This is a genomic window from Agromyces mariniharenae (genome assembly GCF_008122505.1).
GTDB classification, from domain to species: Bacteria; Actinomycetota; Actinomycetes; order Actinomycetales; family Microbacteriaceae; genus Agromyces; species Agromyces mariniharenae.
Genome location: NZ_VSSB01000002.1, coordinates 335274 through 355100, shown reverse-complemented (window position 1 = coordinate 355100; position 19827 = coordinate 335274). Strand labels below are relative to the sequence as shown.

Genomic DNA, 19827 nt, shown 5'->3' with positions numbered 1-19827 from the left:
ACACGCCCGAACGGAGTAATGTCGGGGCCACGGCGGGTTCTCCGCGCCGGACCTCCTGATCGGCCGTCCACGCCGGCCGACGATGCGGGGGCGAAGGGGATGCGTGTCCCCGGTGAACCAGCGAGCAGTGCACCGTTCCCGTATCCGGCGGGCCTCGGTCGCGTGGAGTCCGGGCCGAACGCCGGTTGGAGGACACGATCACGACCGCTCGCAAGCATCTCAAGCAGCTCGTCCGCGACCGCATGCGCAAGACCGGGGAGCGCTACACCGTCGCGCGCCGCCACGTCGTCGCCGCCGGATCCTCATGGTCATCGTCACCGTCACCGAACTCGTCGTGGGAGCTGCGTGGCGGCGTGCACGGCGACACCGCGGCGCTCGCCAACGTGCTGGCCAACCTCGGCGTGGTCGCGCCGCACACGGGTGAGCCCCTGACCGAGGCCATGGTGCTCGGCGTGGGCGGCGGGCTCGGCGCCGGCTACATCCTGTGGGAGTTCGATACGCTCCCGTTCCGCGCACGGGTGCTGACCCTCGGCTTCCGCCGGCTGTGGCAGTACCCCGACCGGTGGGTGCGAGGGACCGCCGAACGGCTCGGCCTGCACGCCGAGGTGCACGAGACCGGCGGGGCGAAGGGCGCCGCGGCGGCGCTCGACGCGCAACTCGACCAGGGGCTGCCGGCCATCGCCTGGATCGACACCGAGACCCTCGGGCACCGCTTCGAGCCGGCGTGGCGCAGCGGCTACGGCGGAGAACCGCTGGTGGTCTACGAACGCGACGGCGACGAATACGCGATCGACGACCGCTCGGCGGCGCGGATCACGGTTCCGGCCGAGCGGCTCGCGGCGGCGCGGGCACGGGTCGGCTCGTACAGGCACCGGCTGGTCACGATCGATCCCGACCGCATCGACCTGGACCTGGTTCCGGCCGTCGAGGAAGGCCTGCGACTGCAGGTCGAGCACCTCGGCGAGACGTCGGACTCGTTCTCGCTGCCGGCGTGGCGCAAGTGGGCGCGGATGACCACCGACACCCGCAACCGGAAGGGCTGGCCGACGGTGTTCGCCGACGGCCATGGCGTGGGCAGCCTGCGCGCCTCGATCTACACGGGCGCCGCGCACGGCGCGCACCTCAGGGGCCTGTACGCGGATTTCCTCGACGAGGCGACGGAGCTGCTCGGCCGCGATCTCGGTGCGGATGCCTGGCGCTCGGCCGCCGACGCCTGGGACCGGATCGTCGACGCTGCCCTGCCGCCGGGCGACGAGCTGCGCACACTCATCGACCGTACCGACGAGCTCGTGGCAGGTGGGGCGGATGCCTCGGAGGTGGCCTCGGCGCGATGGGCCCTCCAGCGGGTTCGCGACGACACGGCCGATGAACCTCCGGCGGTCGGCGAACTCGTGACGGCGATGCACGAGGCGGAGGTGGCGGCACTGGCGCGGCTCAGGTCAGCCGTGTGAGTCCGCGCAGCAGAGTCGTCGAGGAAGCGAGTTGTTCCAGGCCGGAGGGTCGCGTCGGTCTGCGCTCCGACGTGCAAGGCTGCTTCCATGCCCTCCTCGCAGTCGCTCAGCGAATCCGACCGCCGTGAGGTCGCCGCGTGGGCGGCGGACTGCGCCGAGCGGGTGCTGGTCGTGTTCGAGGCGGAGGCCCCGACGGATGGCAGACCACGGGATGCCATCGCTCGAGCTCGGGCGTTCGCCCGCGGTGAGCTCGACACGGCCGGTGAGATCCGCCGACGGTTCGTCGCCGGTCGGGCCGCGCACGCGGTGAGCTCCCCGGCGGCGGTGGCTGCCGCCCGGGCTGCCGCTCAGGCCGCCGGCGTCGCGCACGCCCTCGGCGCGGCCGCGTACGCCGCCAAGGCCGCCGGGCTTGCCGCTCCCGACCGGCCCGAGGCCGTCGGCGACGAGATCTCCTGGCAGCTCGGGCACATGACCGATCGAACGAGGTCGGCGCTTCGGCAGCTGCCTCCGGTCGGTGAGGACTCGGCCGGTCCCCTCGGCTCGGGACTGCTCGCCTCGGGCGTCCTCGGATCGATCATCCGGGAGCTCCAAGCCGCCCTGAGGGATGCATCCACGCGGAGGGCTCGGTAACGCTCCCGCTCGGATCACGCAAGGCGTGAGCTGGAAGACCGGGATCCGGCGATCGGTCTTCTCGAGGTCGTCCCCCAACGGCGGCTCCTCGTCCACGATGGCGGCGTACGCGTCCCGCCATTCGTCGCCCGTGGTTGATCGATGCCGAACGCCATGCGCTCACCCGACCTCAGGGTCGACGCTTCCACCAGCGGGCCCGTGACGCCCGCTGCTCGTGCTCGAGCTGTTCGCGCTCCTCGGTCGCCCGGCGCTGTCGGGCATCGCGGCGATCGCGCCAGGCACGGACCTCACCGTCGGCATCCCGGGTCGGGGTCACGACCGGCGGCCCGCCCAGCAACTGGCGTCGCGCCTCGATCACCCGCCGGTTGAAGTCCTCGATCGCCTCACGCACGTCGGATTCGCGGTGCATCCGATCCAGGCGGGCCTCGAGTTCGGCGTTCTCGACCCGGAGCATGAGCGCGGGAGGACCCAATCCGCTCAGCTGCTCGCGCTCGATCTTGCGACGAATCCACCAATCGGGATCGTGCCGCCCGGTCAGTCCTTCGAGCGGCTTCCCCGCGCCGGGGAGGTTGTCGAACTCCCCTCGTCGGATGGCCTGCTGGATCGCCTGCTCCACGTACGCCGCTCGCTCGGCCTGCGTGGGCGGCCGAACCGGTTCGGGGGCCGGGTCGGCGGCGTCGGGTAGCTCGCCGCGGGCGATCGCCTCGTCACGGGCGAGCCGGTCGAGCCGGTACTGCCGCGCGGCGCGCTGGGGAGCGTCGCTCATCCTCGACCCCGACGTCCTGACTTCTACTCCGACGCGAGGCCGGCCCGCCACCGCTGCTGCTCGCGCACGAAGAGCACGGCGAAGATGCTCCACAGTCCGAGGTCGTCTGCGATTCCCAGGGGGCCGAGCACGAGTTCGGGGATCAGGTCGATCGGTGCGAACGTGTAGGCGACGGCAGCGATCGCGGCCGCCCAGGTCGTCGGGGCGACGCGGTGCTCCCTATTCTTGACCGCCTTGAGGAATCTCCACATGCATCCAGTGTGCGAGGCCACGACGATGAGCACGCCCGCGCATCAGTGGTCGCGATGCCCTGGCGCTTCGGATCGATGCGATTGATAGGCTGGAATCCCAGGCTCATCGAAGAAGGACACGACGTGTCCGGTACGTCCTCTCTCTCACGGCTCGACCTCAACCTGCTCGTGTCGCTCGACGCGCTCCTCACCGAGCGCAGCGTCACGCGCGCGGCCGACCGGCTGCACCTCAGCCAGCCCGCGCTCAGCGCTTCGCTCGCGCGCCTGCGCGCGCACTTCAACGACCCGATCCTCGCGCGCACCGGCAACACCTACGAGCTCACCCCGCTCGCCTCCCGACTCGCCGAGCACACGGCCGCGGCGCTGGATGCCGCGCAGCGCGTGTTCGCCAGCAAGGCCGAGTGGGACCCGAGCCGGTCGACGCGCGAGTTCGCGATCCACGGCTCGGACTACGCCGTCGCCACGGTCGGACGACGCATCGCCGCCCTTGCGGCCGAGCGTGCGCCCGGCGTGCGGTTCCGCTTCATGATGCACGACCCGCAGATCGTCGACGAGGCCCTCGACCGGCTGCGCAGCGCCGACGCGCTGCTCATGCCGCACGGCTTCCTCACCGACCTGCCCTTCACCGACCTCTGGACCGACACGTGGGTCGTGGTCGCCGCCGAGGAGAACGAGGCGGTCATCGACGGCGTGACGCTCGAGCACGCGGGGCGGCTGCCCTGGGTCTTCACCTCCCGTTCGCGGTCGGCGTTCACCTCGGCGACGCGGCAGGTCCAACAGTTCGGCATCGAGCCACGCGTCGAGGCCGTCGTCGAGAGCTTCCTCGCGTTGCCGCTGTTCATCGCGGGCACCGACCGCCTCGGGCTCCTGCAGTCGGGTCTGGCCGAGTACGCCCGCAACGTGGCGGCATCCGCGTACTCGAATCGCCGTTCGACACGACGCCGATCCACAACGCGCTGTGGTGGCATCCGATGCACCGTCGGGATCCCGAGCACGAGTGGCTGCGAACGCTCGCGGTCGAGGCGGCGAGCGGGATCGAGCCCGCGTCGGTCTGAGGCGCTCGACGACTCGACGACGCTCGCAACCGACGGACCCTGGCCCCGCCCCGCTTGGCATACTGGAGGGAGCCGCTTCCGATGGAGGACTGCCGTGGCCGATCTCAACGTTCTCGCCCAACGCCACCTCGATGCCGCGCTCGCGGATGAGCACGGCCGCAGCGCCGAGCTCATCCTCCGCGACGGTCCCATGCGCCAGACGATCATCGCCCTCCGCGACGGCGTCGAGCTCGCCGAGCACAACTCCCCCGCCGCCGCCAGCCTGCAGGTGCTGGTCGGGAGCGTGCGCGTGACCGGCCAGGACGTCACCGACATCCGCGACGGCCGCATCGAGGTGCTGACGCATCACCGCCACGCGGTGCTCGCGCTCGAGGACGCGGTGTTCCTGCTCACGACCGTGACGAGCGTCGAGGGCAGTGTCGGCGGGCCCGAGCGCGCCCGCTGAGCTCAGGCCACCTCGCCGCCGGAGGCTCGGAGCGCCGACCGCGCCGCAGCGATCGAGGGAGCGGCCTCGCTGCCCCGGCGGAGCGCCAGGCGGATCGTCCGTGCGCTCCCGCTCGGCTCCAGGGCGCAGGCGGATGCCTCGGCCGAGACGATCGCCGGCAGGAACGCGACCGCGCGCCCGTGCGCGACGAGCCGGGCGTGGAGGAGCACGTCGGTCGACTCGAAGGCGACGTTCGGCTCGAATCCGGCGGCACGACAGGCGGCCACGGCCCACTCGCGGGAGCGGGTCCCCGGCGGCTCCATCGCCCACCGCGCATCGGCCAGCTCGGCGAGCGCGGTCGCCCCGTTCGCTCGCGGCGTCGCGACGAGCATCGCATCGTCGAGCAGGTGCTCGGTGCGGATGTTCGTGATCGGCGCCACGGGGGCGCCCGGGTACTGCTCGTAGAGCACGAGGTCGACGTCGCGCGCGAGCAGCGCTGGGAGGCCGTGCTCCGCATGGACGTGCAGGAACGAGACCTCGACATTGGGATGCTCGGCGGCCAGCCGGTCGAGCGCGGCCGGGATCAGCGAGTGCGCGGCGGACTGGAACGCGGCGATCCGCACGTGCCCCGAGACATCCGTGCGGCTCGCGGCGATGGCCGCCTCGGCGTGCTCGAGCTCGAGCAGCACGCGCTCGGTGTGGGCGACGAGGAGCTCCGCGGCATCCGTCAATCGCACCCGGCGGCCCACGGGCTCGAGCACCGGCACGCCGACCTCGCGCTCGAGGATCGCGAGCTGATGCGAGATCGCCGAGGTGCTGTACCCGAGCGCCTCGCCGACCGCCGCCAGCGTGCCGCGGTGCTTGAGCTCGCGGAGGAGACGAAGTCGATGGAGGTCGTACATGGAACACCGTTCGATCTGCTTCACCGATACCGATGACTTTCATGCTATCGATCGATGAGTCGTGCCTTCGTATCGTCGAGGCATGACTGACCTGCTTCCCGCTCGCACGCCGCACACGCTCACGATCGACGCCGACCGCCTCTGGGCCTCGCTCATGCAGCTCGCCCGCGTCGGCGCCTACACGGATGCTGCGACCGGCCTCATCGGCGTCGACCGCCAGTCGCTCACCGACGCCGACGCCGAGGGGCGGCGCCTGCTCATCCGCTGGATGGACGACGCCGGCCTGGAGGTGACCGTCGACGAGATGGGCTCGATCTTCGGCCGCCGCGAGGGCCGCGAGCCCGACGTCGCGCCGGTCATGGCCGCCTCGCATGTCGACAGCGTCGCGACCGCGGGCGCGTTCGACGGATGCCTCGGGGTGCTCGGTGGGCTCGAGGTGGTGCGCAGCCTCGACGATGCGGGCATCACCACTCGTCGGCCGCTCGTCGTCGCGGCGTTCACCGAGGAGGAGGGCGTGCGGTTCGGCACCGACATGCTCGGATCGGCCGTCGCCGCCGGCCGCCTCACCCTCGAGTACGCGTACGACCTCGTCGACTCGGCAGGGCTGCGGTTCGGCGACGAGCTCGTGCGCATCGGATTCCGCGGCGACCGGCCGGTGCGGCTCGATCCACCGCACGCCTACGTGGAGTGCCACATCGAGCAGGGTCCCGTACTCGCGCAGCAGGGGTTCGCCGTCGGCGTCGTCACTGGAGTGCAGGCGATCTCGTGGCAGCGGGTCACGATCCACGGCCGAGCGGCGCACGCCGGCACCACGCCGACCGAACTTCGCGTCGACGCCGGCCTCGCGGCCGCGCAGGTCGTCGTGCACGTGCGCGAGATGGTCGACTCGGGGCGCTACGGCCGCCTTCGCGGAACCGTCGGGCACCTCAGCGCCTCCCCCGGCCTGCCAAGCGTCGTGCCCGACCGCGCCGAGCTCACCGTCGACCTCCGCAACCCCGACGACGCGCTCATGGCCGCCGCCGAAGCCGATCTGGCCGCGTTCCTCGACGACCTTCCCGAGCGGCAGCCCGGCCTCCGTGTCGAGTCGACGCGCATGGCCAAGACCAGCGCCGTGCCGTTCTCGGTCGACGTGCAGGGGGCCATCGCCTCGGCGGCCGCGGACCTCGGCATCCCGACGATGCGACTCATGTCAGGCGCGGGGCACGACGCCCAGGAGATCGCGGCCATCGCGCCGACCGCGATGGTGTTCGTGCGCGGGCAGTACGACGGCATCAGCCACAACCCGCGCGAGTACTCCACGCCCGAGGACTGCGCCGCCGGCATCGCGGTGCTCGGCACGACGCTGCTGCGACTCGCGGAGGAGGCAAGAGCATGACCGAGACGTACTGGAACCCCGCCGCCCGCGCCTGGCGTGCCGATCGGCCGAGCGGGGTCATCGAGTTCCACCGGACCCTGCCGGGCTACCGCCCGTCGCCCCTGGTCGAAGCGCCCGAGCTCGCCGCCGAGCTCGGCGTCGGCCGCGTGTTCGTGAAGGACGAGAGCTCACGCCTCGGCCTGCCCGCCTTCAAGATCCTCGGGGCGGCCCACGCCGTCGCCCGTGCGCTGTCCGCCCGGGTCGGGTCGCCCGGCCGAGCGCTCACGCTCGACGAGCTGCGGCCGGCCCTTGCGGCGGCTCCCCCGGTGCGGCTCGTTGCCGCGACCGATGGGAATCACGGGCGCGCCGTCGCGCACACGGCGCGGCTGCTCGGCCTGCCCGCGCAGATCTGGTTCCCCGACGGACTCACGCCCGAGGCGAAGGACGCCATCGCGGCCGAGGGCGCCGAGGTCGTCGAACTGGCGATCCCGTATGACGACGTGGTCGCCGCGGCCACGCGCGCCGCGGAGGGGGCCGGGCCCGATGCCGTGCTCATCCAGGACACCGCATGGCCGGGGTACGAGCAGGTGCCGCAGTGGATCGTCGACGGGTACTCGACGCTGTTCGAGGAGGCCGACGCCCAGCTGGCCCAGCTCGGGGTCGTGGCCGGAGCGGATCTCGTTGGGGTGCCCGTCGGGGTCGGATCGCTCGCGCAGGCGGCGGTGCGCCACTACCGATCGGGCGCCGGCGCAGGCGACGGCGTGGGTGTGCTCAGCACTGCGCCGATCGTGCTGAGCGTCGAGGCGAGCGCGGCCCAGCCGATCATCGCGTCGCTGAACGCCGGTGAGCTGGTGAGCGTGCCGACGAGCCACACCGTGATGTCGGGACTCAATTGCGGCACGCCGTCCGAGATCGCCTGGTCGGTGCTGGCCGCGGGGCTCGACGCGGCTGTCACGGTCGACGAGGAGGAGGCGATCCGCGCGGTCCACGACCTGGAGGCGCTCGGGATCGACTCCGGTCCGTGCGGCGCTGCCACGCTCGCGGGCGTGCGCCGCCTGCTCGCCGACGATCGCGCTCGGTCCGCGCTCGGCGCCGACGCGACGGTCCTGCTGCTGTCCACGGAGGGCCGGCAGGCGAACCCGCTGCCCGAGGAGGATCGATGAGCGACGGACGGACGGGCGGCGGCGCAGCGAACACGGGCGCGGCATACCGAACTCGCTCCGAAGAGCTCGAGCTGCTCCGCGACCTCATCGCGATCGACTCCGTCAACCCGGCGCTCGTTCCCGGCGGCGCCGGTGAGTCCCGCATCGCCGACGCGGTCGTCGCCTGGCTCTCCCCACGCGGCTTCGAATGCCGGCGCCTCGAGACGACGCCGGGGCGTCCATCGATCGTGGCAATCGCCCGCGGCACCGGCGGCGGACGCAGCCTCATGCTCAACGGGCACCTCGACACGGTCTCGCTCGCGAGCTACGACGGCGACGGGCTCGCGCCCGTGGTCCGCGACGGGCGACTGCACGGTCGCGGCGCGTACGACATGAAGTCGGGACTCGCCGCGATGATGGTCGCGGCCGCGGGAGCTCACGGCACCCCGCACCGCGGCGACGTCGTGCTCGCGCTCGTGGCCGACGAGGAGCACGCCAGCCTCGGCACTGAGGACGTGCTCGAGCACGTCGTCACCGACGGCGCCGTCGTGGTGGAGCCGACCGGGCTCGACCTCGTCACGTCGCATCGCGGGTTCGCCTGGGCGACCGTCACCGTTCACGGACGCGCCGCGCACGGTTCCCGGCCCGACCTCGGCGTCGATGCGATCGCGAAGGCCGGCCGACTCCTCACCGCGATCGACGACCTCGGCGCCCGGCTCGCGGCCGGCACGCGGCATCCGCTGCTCGGCACCGGCAGTATGCACGCCGGAACCATCACGGGCGGCGCCGAGCCGTCGAGCTACCCCGGCTCGTGCACGGTCACGATCGAGCGGCGCACGATCCCCGGCGAGGATCACCTGACGTTCGAGCGCGAGCTCCGGGGCATCCTCGACGAGCTGGCGCGCACGGATGCCGCGTTCACCGCCGATCTCGCGATCACCACGCACCGCGGCACGTTCGAGGCCGGCGTGGCATCCGAGGTCGCCGCCGCCGTCGGTGCGAGCTTCGGCGAGGTGACCGGTCGGGAGCCGGCACGTCGCGGCGAGCCGTTCTGGACGGACTGCGCACTCCTGGCGGCGGCCGGCATCGACACCATCATGTTCGGCGTCGACGGGGGCGGCGCGCACGCGGCCGACGAGTGGGTCGACCTCGACTCGCTCATCGTCGTCACCGCGACGCTCGAGCGAACGATCGCGCGCTACGTGGGGTGACGAGCCAGACTCTCAGGCACTTCGAGCATTTGTTCGACTCTATGCTCCGCTCTGCTTGTTCTGACCCGAACATGAATGCTAAACTGAGCACGCTCGTGCCGGAGCGAACGAACTGGAGACAGTCATGCATCCGTTCCTGCACGAAGACGCTCGTCCGTGTTGACCGCGGGCTCTGAGGTGGCCTCGGGTTCTCCGGTGACCGCGGGCGCTGTGTTCGCCCCCGGCCTCGACCTCATCGTCGACCGGCTCGCCGAGGCGACGGCTGCGCAAGCCGATGCCAATCGGGCTCATGCCCGCCAATGGACGGCGCTGGCCGAACTGATGCGACTCGCGCGCGCCAATCCGCGTGTGTACCTGCGCTCCGAGGGGATGGCTCGAGCCGACGCGTTGGAGATGGCCGAAGACACGGCCGCATACGACGCGGGACTGCGCCTGCAGCTTTCGGCCAACCAGGTGCGCAGCATCGCCCACGATGCACAGGTGCTGGAAGACCGGCTGCCGGTATTGCACGCCGAATTCGTCGCCGGACTCACCACGGTCGGACACGTCCGTGTCGCCGTCGACCTCGTGGCGGGATGGACCGACGATGCAGCCCTGCGGACCTTCGACGGGCAGCTCGCCGCGTGCGCATCCACGACGACGGTCACGGCGTTCCGCGGGCGGGCGCGCCGCCTCAAGGAGCGACTGCTCCATGAGTCCCCCGAAGAGCGCCACGCGAAGGCATTCGCCGATCGGCGTATCTGGGTCGAGCGAGCCGACGACGGGATGGCCTACCTCCACGCACTGGTTGCAGCGCCCGACGCCGTACGGATCATCGAACGGCTGAACGCCACGGCACGTGCCGAGCAGAAGAAGACCCGGTGCGGCGAGCCCCGATGGCGTTCGCGTGATCAGATCCGCGCCGACCTGGCCGTCGGGTGGCTCGCGGGCGACGGCACGCCGACCGCCGCGAAGGTGCGTCCGATGCTGCTCGTCCCGATGCTCTCCCTGCTGGGCGAGGGCGACGAGCCGATCGAGCTCCCGGGATACGGCAGCATCGATCGGCGCTCGGCGGCGCGCCTGTTCGCGAAGGCCCCATCGTTCCGGCGGGTTGCCACCGACCCGTTCACCGGCGAGATCCTCGAGTACGACCGCACGCGCTACCGGCCGACGAAGGCGCAGCGAGACTGGGTCGCACTGCGCTTCGAGACCTGCATCGACCCGACGTGCTCGCGCTCGGCCTACGATTCCGACGTCGATCACCTCGAGGAGTGGGCTCGAGACATGGGGAGCACGAATCGCGACAACCTGGTCCCGCTCTGCGAGAACGGCAATCTCCGCAAGAACCTCAGTCGCATCGCCTACGACCGACTGCCCTCGGGAAAGGTCTCGATCACCACGCCGACCGGGTACGCCGTCATCGCCGACGCGCCACCGTTCTGATCGACACCGCGCGCCCCCCGCCCTGACGCTTCACTCCCGTATGCCCGCGCGCGGCGGGCGGACCGCCCGCACTTCCCATCGCGTCTGCCGGCGCGTGACGCGGCTCGCGTCGGTCGGCGGTCACGCAATCGAGCGCGTCAGCCAGCCGTCGCGTCGGTCGACTGGTCCATGACGTAGATCACGAGCCCGTTGGGATCGCGATACGTCGCCAGCTTCCCGCCCGGGATCTCGGCCGGCTCCGCGAGCACGTCGAGCCCTGCGGGTGCGTCGGCGTGGAACCGATCGACGCTGTCGACGACGAACACCGGTCCGGCCGGGGCGTCGGGATCATTCGCGTCGAGCATGAGCTGCACGTCGGTGCCGGGCATGCCGAGCGCGACGGTGGTGTCGCCCTCGCGCCACACCTCCTCGGCGCCGAACGCGTCGCGGTAGAGGGCCAGTGAGGCGGCCAGGTCGGAGGTGGGCGCCAGGAGGAACTCGAGCTTCATCGCGCGGCCTTTCCGTGTGTCATAACGTGACTTGCCCTCAGCATAACGGCATTATGGTCATGTGCGCGAGTGGATCCCGGTCTCGACGTCCCCGAAGGGACGACTCGTGCTGGCCGCCGCCCGCGAGTTCGGCTCACGACCTTTCGACGACGTGACCGTCGCCGACCTCGCTCGAGCCGCGGACGTCACGACCGGCGCCCTCTACCATCACTTCGACGGCAAGCTCGGGATCTACGCGTTCGTGCGCACCGACGTCGAACGCCGCGTGCTCGACCGTATGGAGGGCGCTGCGGCGGCCCTTCCGGGCGGCTCGGCGAGCGCGCGAATCGGTGCTGCGATGGCGGTCGGCTTCGACTTCGCGACCCGGGCCGGATTCGCCTGGATGCTCGCCGAACCGCCGATCGGCGACGAGCCCGACGCCATCGCCGGCGCCCTGGGCGAGCTCTGCGCGCCCCCCTCCGCCGAGCTCGGCGCGATGCTCGCCGCCGCCTGGCGCGCCGCCGTCGGGGCGGTCGCGCGGGGCGGCGACCCCGCGACCGTGCGCGAGGCGTTGAGCCGACTGACAGCGGGCTGACGGAGCCCGGTTCGGTCACTGGCCCGGTGCGATGTCGGTGGTTGCTGAGATCATCTCAATATGACCACGATCGACCACCCGCGCATCGACCCCGTGCGCACCGAGTCGGCGCCCACCGAGCTGGCCCAGACGCGCCAGCTCGTCGTGGGCGACATGCTCGTCAACGCCGCGGGTTCCGAGTACGAGGTCACCAAGCTCGCACGGCTCGGCCGCGGCATCCGCGTGCACTATCTCACCCGAGACGGCCGCCAGGGCCGGTTCACCTCGGCGCCCGAGGCGATCGTGCGCCGACGCGACGCCGAACGCGCCGAGCGCGCGTCCTGATCTGGCAGGACGCGCGCTCGAACGCCGGTCGGACGATCGATGTCAGGCGGTGCGGAAGAACTCGTTCGCCCGGGCCGAGAAGAGCAGCAGCAGGCCGATGAGGGCCAGCGCGCCGCCGATGAGCGCCGACCAGAGCAGCGCGGGGTGCGTGAACATCGTCAGGATCGCCGTGCCCAGGTTGAGCGCGAAGACGATCGCGACGATGATCCTCGCCGCGTTGTTGCCCCGGAAGAGGCCGAGGCTGACGATGACCGTGATGGCGCCGATGAGGATGTTCGCCCACGCGACGCCCGCACCACCGCCTTGCGCGCCGAACAGGATGAGGACGCCGGTGAGGATCTGGAGGGCTCCAGAGATCCAGGCGAGAACGGCGACGAGGGTGACTCCCCCAGGACGAGGACCTGCCACGATGGCTCCTTTGCTCACAGAGAGGTGCTTGGGCTCAACGTACTGCGAGGATGCCTCGGGTCGGGCGAACCGGGCGCCTCGGCGTGTCACGGATGCCGCGGCATCCGTCACCTCACCCGACGTCAGCTCACCCGGCGTCAGATCACCCGCCGACCCTTCGAGAGCACCGGGTCGACGAAGCCCGACCCGTGATCGAGCTGGTAGTCGAGGTTCACCGCCGCGTTGATGAGCGAGAGGTGGCTGAACGCCTGCGGGAAGTTGCCGAGCTGCTCGCCCGTGAGCCCGATCTCCTCGGCGTAGAGGCCGAGGTGGTTCGCGTAGGTGAGCATCTTCTCGAAGACGAGCTGCGCCTCGTCGAGGAACCCAGATCGCGCGAGCGCGTCGACGTACCAGAACGAGCACAGCGTGAAGGTGCCCTCCGACCCGCGCAGGCCGTCGGGCGACGCGCTCGGGTTGTAGCGGTAGACGAGGCTGTCGGAGACGAGCTCATCGTCCATCGCCTCGAGCGTCGAGAGCCACATCGGGTCGCGCGGCGCGATGAATCCCATGAGCGGCATCACGAGCAGCGACGCGTCGAGCACCTCGGTGCCCTCGTACTGCACGAAGGCCTTCCGCTCCTCGTCCCAGCCCTTCTCCATGACCCACTCGTAGATGGCGTCGCGCTGCTCGCGCCATCGCGGGATGGGCGCCGGCCGGCCCCGCGACTGCGCGAGACGGATGCCGCGGTCGAGCGCGACCCAGCACATGAAGCGCCCGTACGTGAACTTCTTCGGCCCGCCGCGGGTCTCCCAGATCCCCTCCTCGGCGGTGTCCCAGTGGTCGCAGACCCAGTCGAGCAGCCGGCTGAGCTGCGTCCAGCCGACGTGCGGCAGCTGCAGGCCGTGCGTGTCGGCGAGGTGGATCGAGTCCATGGCCTCGCCGTAGATGTCGAGCTGCAGCTGGTCGGCGGCGCCGTTGCCGATGCGCACGGGCGCCGAGCCGCGGTAGCCCGAGAAGTGCTCGAGCGACTCCTCGACGAGGTCCGACGAGCCGTCGACGCGGTACATGATCTTGAGCGGCCCCGAGGTGTCGCCGACGCTCTCGTGCACCCGCTGCATGAGCCACTCGACGAACTGCTCGGCCTCCTCGGTGTAGCCGAGGCCGAGCAGGGCGTACACCGAGAACGACGCGTCGCGGATCCACGTGTAGCGGTAGTCCCAGTTGCGCTCGCCGCCGACCTGCTCGGGCAGTCCCGCCGTCGGCGCGGCGACGAGCGCCCCCGTCGGCGCGTACGTCATGAGCTTCAGGGTCATGGCGGAGCGGGCGACCATCTCGCGCCAGCGCCCGCGGTAGGTGGAGCGCTCGTTCCACTCGCGCCAGTAGCGCCGGGTCTCGAGGAACATGTCGAACAGCTCGTCGTGCGTGATGCGCTTCGGCGGCACGCCGCCCGACTCGAGCATCACGCCCGTCATCTCCCCCGCGTTGAGCGAGCCCGTGATGCGCACGCCCTGGCCGGCGATCTCCCCCCGCCCGGCACGCTGGCCGCCGTGCATCACGAAATCGCCCACGCGGTGCAGCGTCAGCGCCTGGTCGGGCGACCGGAAGATGACGCCCTCACCCTGGACGGCCGAGAAGTCGTGCGCCTGCCGGCCGTAGTCGAAACGGGGCTGCACCTCGGCGATGAAGTCCAACGTCCCGCGCACCACGCGCAGCATCCGCACGAGCCGGTGGCGGTCGGTCGCCGTGCCGTCGGCCACGGGCATGAAGTCGATGAGCTCGCCGACGCCCTGCTCGGTCATGAACCGCGTCACGAGGATCGCCGTGTTCGGCAGGTACAGCTGGCGCGACACGTAGTCGTCGGTCGCGGGGCGCACGCTGCAGTACCCCCCGCGCTCGGCGTCGAGCAGCGACGCGAACACGCTCGGCGAGTCGAACCGCGGGCAGCAGAACCAGTCGATCGTGCCGTTCGAGTCCACGAGCGCGGCCGTCTGCAGGTCGCCGATCAGCCCGTGGTCGGCGATGTTCGGATACGTGTCGGCCATGCGCCAGCCCCCAATCCCCAGCGCCATGTTCTCACGGCGGCCGCGGCGGGCTCAGGGCCGCGTTCGGGGGTGTCGGCGTCAGTCCCGCGGATGCCGCGGGACGCTCATTCCCGTGGCAGGAATGCGTGGTGCATGAGCGACCACGCCCGCTGCGCGACGTCGGGGCGCTCCGCGGCATCCGCCCGCGAGATCACGTCGGCGAGCATGGTGATCGCGAGCAGCACGTCGGCCGCCTCGACGTGCTCGCCGAGGCGGCCGGCGGCCTGTTCGCGAGAGAGCACCCGCTCGACGATGCCGGCGAGCTTGTCACTCAGGTGCGTCACGCGCTCGTCATGGCGGTTGTGCCAGATGAGGTCGATGAAGGCGGTCGAGACCACGACCTGTCCGACGATCGCGTCGAGCAGGTCGTCGAGCGTGGCGTCGTCGGGCTCCACCGCGACCGCGAGCTCGTCGAGGTTCTCGTCGAAGACGGCGACCGCGAGCGAGAGCCGGTCGGGGAAGTGCCGGTAGAGACTGCCCTGCCCGACCCCCGCCTTCTTCGCGACCGCGCTGAACGGCGCCTGCAGTCCCTCGGTCGCGAACACCTCGCGTGCGGCGGCGACGAGGGCGCGCCGATTCGCGGGTCCGGCGCTCGGCCCGCGATTGGGCTTGCGCTCCGCTCGGATTCCCTTCCCACGCTCAGGCACGGGTGTTACGTTACTACCGGACAAGGATGTCCGGTAGGTTCCGGACGAGCCCGAAGAGAAGGAAGCACCCCCATGAGCACCCCCAAGCCCCTCACCGGCGACGACTCCATCAAGACCTGGCTCGAGCACCCGGTCGGCGGCCCCATCATCCGCGACATGCTCGCGCAGGCCGGCCAGGACCCGAGCGTGCTGCGTCCCGTGTACCGCCTCGCGCTGAAGCGCCTGGTCAAGCTCAGCAAGGGGCAGTTCAGCCAGCAGATGGTCGACGACCTCGTGGCGCGGGCGGCCGCGGGCGACGTGCCCGCGGCGGCTGCGGTCGCGGGCGAGGTCGATGACGCCTCCGATGAGGCGGTGGCGGATGCCGCGGGCACGCCCGTCGAGCGACCCGAGTGGGTCGAGCGCCTCGACCAGGGCCGATTCGCGGGCAAGACCGTCATCGTCACGGGCGCGGGCTCGGGCATCGGCCGTGCCACCGCGTCGCGCATCGCCCGGGAGGGCGGCCGTGTCGTGGCCGTCGACGTGTCGCAGGAGCGCCTCGACGAGTTCGCCGCGGACCACCCCGGCGCCGACATCGTGACGCTCGTCGCCGACATCACCGACGACGCGAAGGTCGCCGAGATCGTCGGCGCCGCAGGCGAGCGCATCGACGGCCTCGCCAACATCGCCGGGATCATGGACGACATGACGCCGATCGGCGAGCTCACCGACGCCGTCTGGCAGCGTGTCATGCGCGTGAACGTCGACGGCACCATGAAGCTCATGCGGGCGGTCGTGCCGACCATGCTCGCAAAGGGCTCCGGCTCGATCGTGAACACCGCCTCCGAGGCGGCGTTGCGCGGCTCGGCCGCTGGCGTGGCCTACACGGCCTCGAAGCACGCCGTGGTCGGCCTCACGAAGTCGACCGCGTTCATGTACGGCCCGAGCGGCCTGCGCGTGAACGCCGTGGCCCCCGGCCCGACCATCACGAACATCGAGGCGTCGTTCGCATCGCCGCTCGGCGCGCAGCGCGTTCGCCAGGCCATGGCGATCCTGCCCGACGCCGCCGAGGCCGAGGCGCTCGCGGCATCCATCACGTTCCTGCTCTCCGACGACGGCGTCAACGTGAACGGTGTCGTGCTCGCGTCCGACGGCGGCTGGTCGGCGGCGTAGGCCGGCTCGCGGCGACGACGGCGTCCAGCCCGTGCCGACGTTCCATCGCGACCTCGCGGTCGCGCGGTTCATCCCGAAGCTCTCGGTGACGCCCCGACTGCTGCCGCTCATGCGGCAGACGCCGCGGGTGTCGCCGGCTCCCGCCGACGTGCGGATCGACGAGCTCGGCGTTCCCGGCCCGCCCGGCGCGCCCGACGTGCGCATCCGGCGCTACGATCCCGTCGGGCGCTTCGCGACGACGCCGGCCCTCCTCTGGATCCACGGCGGCGGCTACCTCCTCGGCACGCCCGAGCAGGACGAGGAGTCGAGCATCGGCTTCGCCCGGGAGCTCGGGATCCCGGTGTTCGCGGTGCGGTACCGGCTCGCCCCGGAGCATCCGTCACCGGCCGGGCTCGAGGACGCGTATGCGGCCCTGCGCGCGATCGCACGTGATGCGGAGGCCCTCGGCGTCGACCCCGCGCGGATCGCGATCGGCGGGGCCTCCGCGGGCGGCGGCCTCGCCGCGGCGCTCGCCCTGCTCGCGCACGACCGCGGCGAGGTGCGGCCCGCGTTCCAGCTGCTCGTCTACCCGATGCTCGACGATCGCACCGTGGTGCGCGACGACCACGTGGTGCCGGGGGTGCGCGGCTGGACGCCGAAGAGCAACCGGTTCGCGTGGACCGCCTACCTGGACGGCGAGCCCGGGGCGGCCGACGTCTCGCCGTATGCCGCTCCGGCGCGTCGGGACGACCTCTCGGGCCTGCCGCCCGCGTGGATCGGCGTCGGGTCGAACGACCTCTTCCACGACGAGGACGTCCGGTACGCCGCGCGCCTGGCCGAGGCGGGCGTGCGGTGCGAGCTCGTCGTCATCGACGGCGCGTTCCACGGGTTCGACGCCATCCTGCGCAGGGCGGGCGTCTCGCGCGCGTTCTGGCGCACGCAGGCGAGGGCGCTGCGGGGGTCGCTCCTGGGCTGATCGCCGCTGGGCTGATCACCCGACGCGGTCGGAGCCGCACCGCTCAGCCGGCGTAGTCCGACGCGGGCGGTGCGGCATCCGCCTCGATGCCGAACGCGCACGCGGCGTCGCGGATCGCCCGCGCCCGCGCGATGCGCGGCAGGTCGCTGCCGTCGCGGATGCCGCAGCGCTCGAGCGTGTCGAGCACCTCGCCCGCCCACGCGAGCTCCTCGCCGGTCGGGCTCAGCGCGTCGTTGACGGCGGCGACCTGCTCCTCGCGCAGGCAGAGCCGGCCGGTCATGCCGAGGGATGCCGCGTGCCGCGACGCCGAGGCGAGCGCCTCCGCGTCGCGCGGCACCGTGGGTCCGTCGACGGGACCCGGCAGTCCCGCCGCCCGACTCGCCGACACGAGCCGCGAGCGCGCGTAGAGCAGCGCGAGCGGATCGTCGGCCGCACCCGTGTCGCGGCGGAAGTCGCCGCTGCCGAACGCGAGCCGCACGACCCCCGGCGCCTCGGCGAGCTCGAGGGCGGCCTCGACGCCCCGGGCGCTCTCGAGGAGCGCGACGATCGGCAGCTCGCCGTCGAGGGCGTCGACCGTTCTGCGCACGTGATCGCGGGCCTCGACCTTCGCGAGCACTACGCCCGCCACCAGGTCGCGCCCGTGCAGCAGCGCGACGTCGGCACGCCACTCGTCGGAGGCCGCGTCGCCGATGCGCGCCCATGGCCGCAGCCCGGCGTCGGCGGCCGCGGCGAGCGCGCGACGGGCTCGGCCCTTGTCGTCGGGCGCGACGCCGTCCTCGAGGTCGACCACGACGACGTCGGCGACGGATGCCGCGAGGCGACGCTCGAGGTCGGGCGCCGAGCCCGGCACGAGCAGCCACGAGCGGGCGAGCCCGGCGGGCACCGCGGATGCGGTGCCCGCCTCGACGTCCGAGGCCGTGACCGTTACGGCCGACGTCGTCGTCGCCGACGTCGTCGACTCAGCGCCCACGGCCCTGCCCGGCCTTCTCCTCGTCGAGGTCGCCGACGATCGCGGCGATCGCGGCCGTGGAGGGGCGCTCCTCGTGCGCCGGGTCGACGCCGTGCCCGGTCTCGCGCGCGACCTCCGCCTGCTCGTCGGGTGACAGGTGGTCGTCGACGCTCATGGTCGCCTCGTCGAACGGACGGTCGCCCGCGAGCACGTGGCGCAGCTGGTCGCGGTCGAGCTCCTTCGTCCAGGTGCCGACGAGGAGGGTCGCGACGGCGTTGCCCGTGAAGTTCGTGAGCGCCCGCGCCTCCGACATGAACCGGTCGATGCCGACGATGACGCCCACGCCGTCGACGAGGTCGGGACGGTGCGCCTGCAGGCCGCCCGCGAGGGTCGCCAGGCCCGCGCCGGTGACGCCGGCGGCGCCCTTCGAGGCGACCATCATGAACAGCAGCAGCCCGACCTGCTCGCCGAGCGAGAGCGGCGTGCCCATGGCGCTCGCGATGAACAGCGACGCCATCGTCAGGTAGATCGCGGTGCCGTCGAGGTTGAACGAGTAGCCCGTCGGGATGGTGATGCCCGCGACCGGCTTCGAGACGCCCGCGTGCTCCATCTTCGCGATGAGGCGCGGCAGCACGACCTCGCTCGACGACGTCGAGACGATGAGCAGGTACTCGCGGCCGAGGTACTTCATGACCTTGAAGATGCTGACCCGCGTGACGGCCCAGAGCAGCGAGCCGAGCACCACGACGATGAAGAGGATGCACGTGATGTAGAACGCGATCATGAGCGTGCCGAGCGCGAAGATGGCGCCGACGCCCGTCGCGCCGACCACCGCGGCGATCGCGCCGAACGCGCCGATGGGCGCGACCCACATGATCATCGCGAGGATGCGGAACACGAGCCCCTGGATCTGGCGGATCGCGCCGAGGATCGGCGTGCCCTTCGGGCCCATCTTCTGCAGCGCGAAGCCCACGAGGAGCGCCACGAAGAGCACCTGCAGGATGTTGCCGTCGACGAGCGACGAGAGCAGCGAGGTCGGGATGATGCCGAGCACGAACTCCTGCGTCGTCTTCGCCTCGGTGGTGCCGGCGTCGTAGGAGGCGCCCGCGATGTTGAGGCCCTCGCCCGGGTGGATGAGGTTGCCCACCACGAGGCCGATGCCGAGCGCGAACGTCGACATGACGATGAAGTAGAGCAGCGCCAGGCCGCCGACCTTGCCGACGGTGGCCGCCTTCGCGATCGAGCCGACGCCGAGCACGATCGTGCAGAAGATGATCGGGGCGATCATCATCTTGATGAGCAGCACGAACGCGTCGCCGATGGGCTTCAGCCCCACCGCGAACTCGGGTGCGGCGAGCCCGACGGTGATGCCCGCGAGCACTGCGCCGATCACCGCGATGTAGAGGTAGTGCGAGGAGTCGATCCTGCGCCGGGACTTCGTGCCCGGGGTTCGAGACTGGAGCGCCATTGCCGTCTGCCCTTCGTATCGGTCATCGCCGGTCGACGATGAGGTCGGTATCGGGCAAGGATGCGACGACGGATGCCGCGCGCTCGCGTTGTGTTCATAGTGTTCGCACCGCACGCTCGCGCTGTGCTCATGTGGCACCGCGCGCTCGCGTTGTGTTCATAGTGTTCGCACCGCACGCTCACGAGGCTGCCTAGGCT

General features: G+C 71.8%; 20 protein-coding genes. 11 read left to right on the top strand and 9 right to left on the bottom strand.

From position 1 onward, the window contains the following. Nucleotides 1-185: 185 nt before the first annotated feature. Nucleotides 186-1451: a BtrH N-terminal domain-containing protein gene (locus FYC51_RS14965; RefSeq protein WP_148734598.1), complete on the top strand. Its 1266-nt coding sequence runs from the start codon at nucleotides 186-188 to the stop codon at nucleotides 1449-1451. 87 nt (nucleotides 1452-1538) lie between these two features. Continuing rightward, nucleotides 1539-2081 carry a putative immunity protein gene (locus FYC51_RS14960; protein ID WP_148734597.1) on the top strand — a complete coding sequence of 181 codons (543 nt, stop codon included), beginning with the start codon at nucleotides 1539-1541 and terminating at the stop codon, nucleotides 2079-2081. Between the two features lie 169 nt (nucleotides 2082-2250). Here the strand turns inward: FYC51_RS14960 and FYC51_RS14955 are convergent, their stop codons facing one another. Together FYC51_RS14955 and FYC51_RS14950 are read right to left on the bottom strand one after the other, a co-directional pair. Further along, nucleotides 2251-2847, bottom strand: coding sequence for a DnaJ family domain-containing protein (locus FYC51_RS14955; RefSeq protein WP_148734596.1), 597 nt, complete (start codon nucleotides 2845-2847; stop codon nucleotides 2251-2253). 23 nt (nucleotides 2848-2870) lie between these two features. Continuing rightward, the gene (locus FYC51_RS14950) at nucleotides 2871-3098 is read right to left on the bottom strand and encodes a DUF1232 domain-containing protein (protein WP_148734595.1); all 228 of its coding nucleotides are present in this window, start codon (nucleotides 3096-3098) and stop codon (nucleotides 2871-2873) included. Between the two features lie 123 nt (nucleotides 3099-3221). Here FYC51_RS14950 and FYC51_RS14945 point away from each other — a divergent pair, with 123 nt between their 5' ends. Further along, nucleotides 3222-4598: a LysR family transcriptional regulator gene (locus tag FYC51_RS14945; RefSeq protein WP_338014708.1), complete on the top strand. Its 1377-nt coding sequence runs from the start codon at nucleotides 3222-3224 to the stop codon at nucleotides 4596-4598. 2 nt (nucleotides 4599-4600) lie between these two features. Here the strand turns inward: FYC51_RS14945 and FYC51_RS14935 are convergent, their stop codons facing one another. Beyond that, nucleotides 4601-5479, bottom strand: coding sequence for a LysR substrate-binding domain-containing protein (locus FYC51_RS14935; RefSeq protein ID WP_148734593.1), 879 nt, complete (start codon nucleotides 5477-5479; stop codon nucleotides 4601-4603). Nucleotides 5480-5561: 82 nt separating this feature from the next. Between FYC51_RS14935 and FYC51_RS14930 the strand changes: the two genes are divergently transcribed. From FYC51_RS14930 to FYC51_RS14915, 4 genes are all read left to right on the top strand, one after another. Continuing rightward, entirely contained in the window at nucleotides 5562-6854 is a 1293-nt protein-coding gene (locus tag FYC51_RS14930) for a M20 family metallo-hydrolase (protein WP_148734592.1), read from the top strand. After that, on the top strand, nucleotides 6851-7996 hold the full coding sequence (locus FYC51_RS14925; RefSeq protein ID WP_148734591.1) for a pyridoxal-phosphate dependent enzyme: 1146 nt from the start codon (nucleotides 6851-6853) through the stop codon (nucleotides 7994-7996). Before FYC51_RS14930 ends, FYC51_RS14925 begins: the two co-directional genes overlap by 4 nt. Then, a complete protein-coding gene (locus FYC51_RS14920; RefSeq protein WP_148734590.1) occupies nucleotides 7993-9186 on the top strand; it encodes a M20/M25/M40 family metallo-hydrolase in 1194 nt (397 codons plus the stop codon). Before FYC51_RS14925 ends, FYC51_RS14920 begins: the two co-directional genes overlap by 4 nt. A gap of 195 nt (nucleotides 9187-9381) precedes the next feature. Next, entirely contained in the window at nucleotides 9382-10608 is a 1227-nt protein-coding gene (locus FYC51_RS14915) for an HNH endonuclease signature motif containing protein (protein ID WP_148734589.1), read from the top strand. Between the two features lie 137 nt (nucleotides 10609-10745). On the opposite strand, the gene FYC51_RS14910 is transcribed toward FYC51_RS14915, so the two are convergent. Beyond that, the gene (locus tag FYC51_RS14910; protein ID WP_148734588.1) at nucleotides 10746-11096 is read right to left on the bottom strand and encodes a VOC family protein; all 351 of its coding nucleotides are present in this window, start codon (nucleotides 11094-11096) and stop codon (nucleotides 10746-10748) included. A gap of 61 nt (nucleotides 11097-11157) precedes the next feature. Between FYC51_RS14910 and FYC51_RS14905 the strand changes: the two genes are divergently transcribed. Both FYC51_RS14905 and FYC51_RS14900 read left to right on the top strand, forming a co-directional pair. After that, the gene (locus tag FYC51_RS14905) at nucleotides 11158-11670 is read left to right on the top strand and encodes a TetR/AcrR family transcriptional regulator (protein WP_148734587.1); all 513 of its coding nucleotides are present in this window, start codon (nucleotides 11158-11160) and stop codon (nucleotides 11668-11670) included. 60 nt (nucleotides 11671-11730) lie between these two features. Continuing rightward, on the top strand, nucleotides 11731-11994 hold the full coding sequence (locus FYC51_RS14900; protein ID WP_148734586.1) for a hypothetical protein: 264 nt from the start codon (nucleotides 11731-11733) through the stop codon (nucleotides 11992-11994). Between the two features lie 42 nt (nucleotides 11995-12036). On the opposite strand, the gene FYC51_RS14895 is transcribed toward FYC51_RS14900, so the two are convergent. From FYC51_RS14895 to FYC51_RS14885, 3 genes are all read right to left on the bottom strand, one after another. Beyond that, on the bottom strand, nucleotides 12037-12402 hold the full coding sequence (locus FYC51_RS14895) for a hypothetical protein (RefSeq protein WP_148734585.1): 366 nt from the start codon (nucleotides 12400-12402) through the stop codon (nucleotides 12037-12039). Between the two features lie 137 nt (nucleotides 12403-12539). Then, entirely contained in the window at nucleotides 12540-14423 is a 1884-nt protein-coding gene (locus FYC51_RS14890; protein ID WP_148734584.1) for a glycoside hydrolase family 15 protein, read from the bottom strand. Between the two features lie 104 nt (nucleotides 14424-14527). Beyond that, nucleotides 14528-15109 carry a TetR/AcrR family transcriptional regulator gene (locus FYC51_RS14885; RefSeq protein WP_222863291.1) on the bottom strand — a complete coding sequence of 194 codons (582 nt, stop codon included), beginning with the start codon at nucleotides 15107-15109 and terminating at the stop codon, nucleotides 14528-14530. 72 nt (nucleotides 15110-15181) lie between these two features. Here FYC51_RS14885 and FYC51_RS14880 point away from each other — a divergent pair, with 72 nt between their 5' ends. Both FYC51_RS14880 and FYC51_RS14875 read left to right on the top strand, forming a co-directional pair. Continuing rightward, on the top strand, nucleotides 15182-16258 hold the full coding sequence (locus tag FYC51_RS14880) for an SDR family NAD(P)-dependent oxidoreductase (protein WP_148734583.1): 1077 nt from the start codon (nucleotides 15182-15184) through the stop codon (nucleotides 16256-16258). A 31-nt stretch (nucleotides 16259-16289) separates the two neighbouring features. Beyond that, nucleotides 16290-17213, top strand: a complete 924-nt coding sequence (locus FYC51_RS14875; protein WP_238476404.1) for an alpha/beta hydrolase — start codon at nucleotides 16290-16292, stop codon at nucleotides 17211-17213. A gap of 43 nt (nucleotides 17214-17256) precedes the next feature. Here the strand turns inward: FYC51_RS14875 and FYC51_RS14870 are convergent, their stop codons facing one another. Continuing rightward, entirely contained in the window at nucleotides 17257-18183 is a 927-nt protein-coding gene (locus FYC51_RS14870; RefSeq protein WP_238476403.1) for an HpcH/HpaI aldolase/citrate lyase family protein, read from the bottom strand. Beyond that, complete coding sequence (locus FYC51_RS14865; RefSeq protein ID WP_148734582.1) at nucleotides 18173-19630, bottom strand: cation:dicarboxylate symporter family transporter; 1458 nt, start codon at nucleotides 19628-19630, stop codon at nucleotides 18173-18175. Before FYC51_RS14865 ends, FYC51_RS14870 begins: the two co-directional genes overlap by 11 nt. Nucleotides 19631-19827 lie beyond the last annotated feature (197 nt).

Coding starts and splice junctions, on each gene's coding strand:
- FYC51_RS14925 (WP_148734591.1), top strand. CDS start 6,851: ATGACCGAGACGTACTGGAACCCCGCCGCCCGCGCCTGGCGTGCCGAT.
- FYC51_RS14955 (WP_148734596.1), bottom strand. CDS start 2,847: ATGAGCGACGCTCCCCAGCGCGCCGCGCGGCAGTACCGGCTCGACCGG.
- FYC51_RS14935 (WP_148734593.1), bottom strand. CDS start 5,479: ATGTACGACCTCCATCGACTTCGTCTCCTCCGCGAGCTCAAGCACCGC.
- FYC51_RS14950 (WP_148734595.1), bottom strand. CDS start 3,098: ATGTGGAGATTCCTCAAGGCGGTCAAGAATAGGGAGCACCGCGTCGCC.
- FYC51_RS14865 (WP_148734582.1), bottom strand. CDS start 19,630: ATGGCGCTCCAGTCTCGAACCCCGGGCACGAAGTCCCGGCGCAGGATC.
- FYC51_RS14920 (WP_148734590.1), top strand. CDS start 7,993: ATGAGCGACGGACGGACGGGCGGCGGCGCAGCGAACACGGGCGCGGCA.
- FYC51_RS14960 (WP_148734597.1), top strand. CDS start 1,539: ATGCCCTCCTCGCAGTCGCTCAGCGAATCCGACCGCCGTGAGGTCGCC.
- FYC51_RS14910 (WP_148734588.1), bottom strand. CDS start 11,096: ATGAAGCTCGAGTTCCTCCTGGCGCCCACCTCCGACCTGGCCGCCTCA.
- FYC51_RS14930 (WP_148734592.1), top strand. CDS start 5,562: ATGACTGACCTGCTTCCCGCTCGCACGCCGCACACGCTCACGATCGAC.
- FYC51_RS14890 (WP_148734584.1), bottom strand. CDS start 14,423: ATGGCCGACACGTATCCGAACATCGCCGACCACGGGCTGATCGGCGAC.
- FYC51_RS14900 (WP_148734586.1), top strand. CDS start 11,731: ATGACCACGATCGACCACCCGCGCATCGACCCCGTGCGCACCGAGTCG.
- FYC51_RS14880 (WP_148734583.1), top strand. CDS start 15,182: ATGAGCACCCCCAAGCCCCTCACCGGCGACGACTCCATCAAGACCTGG.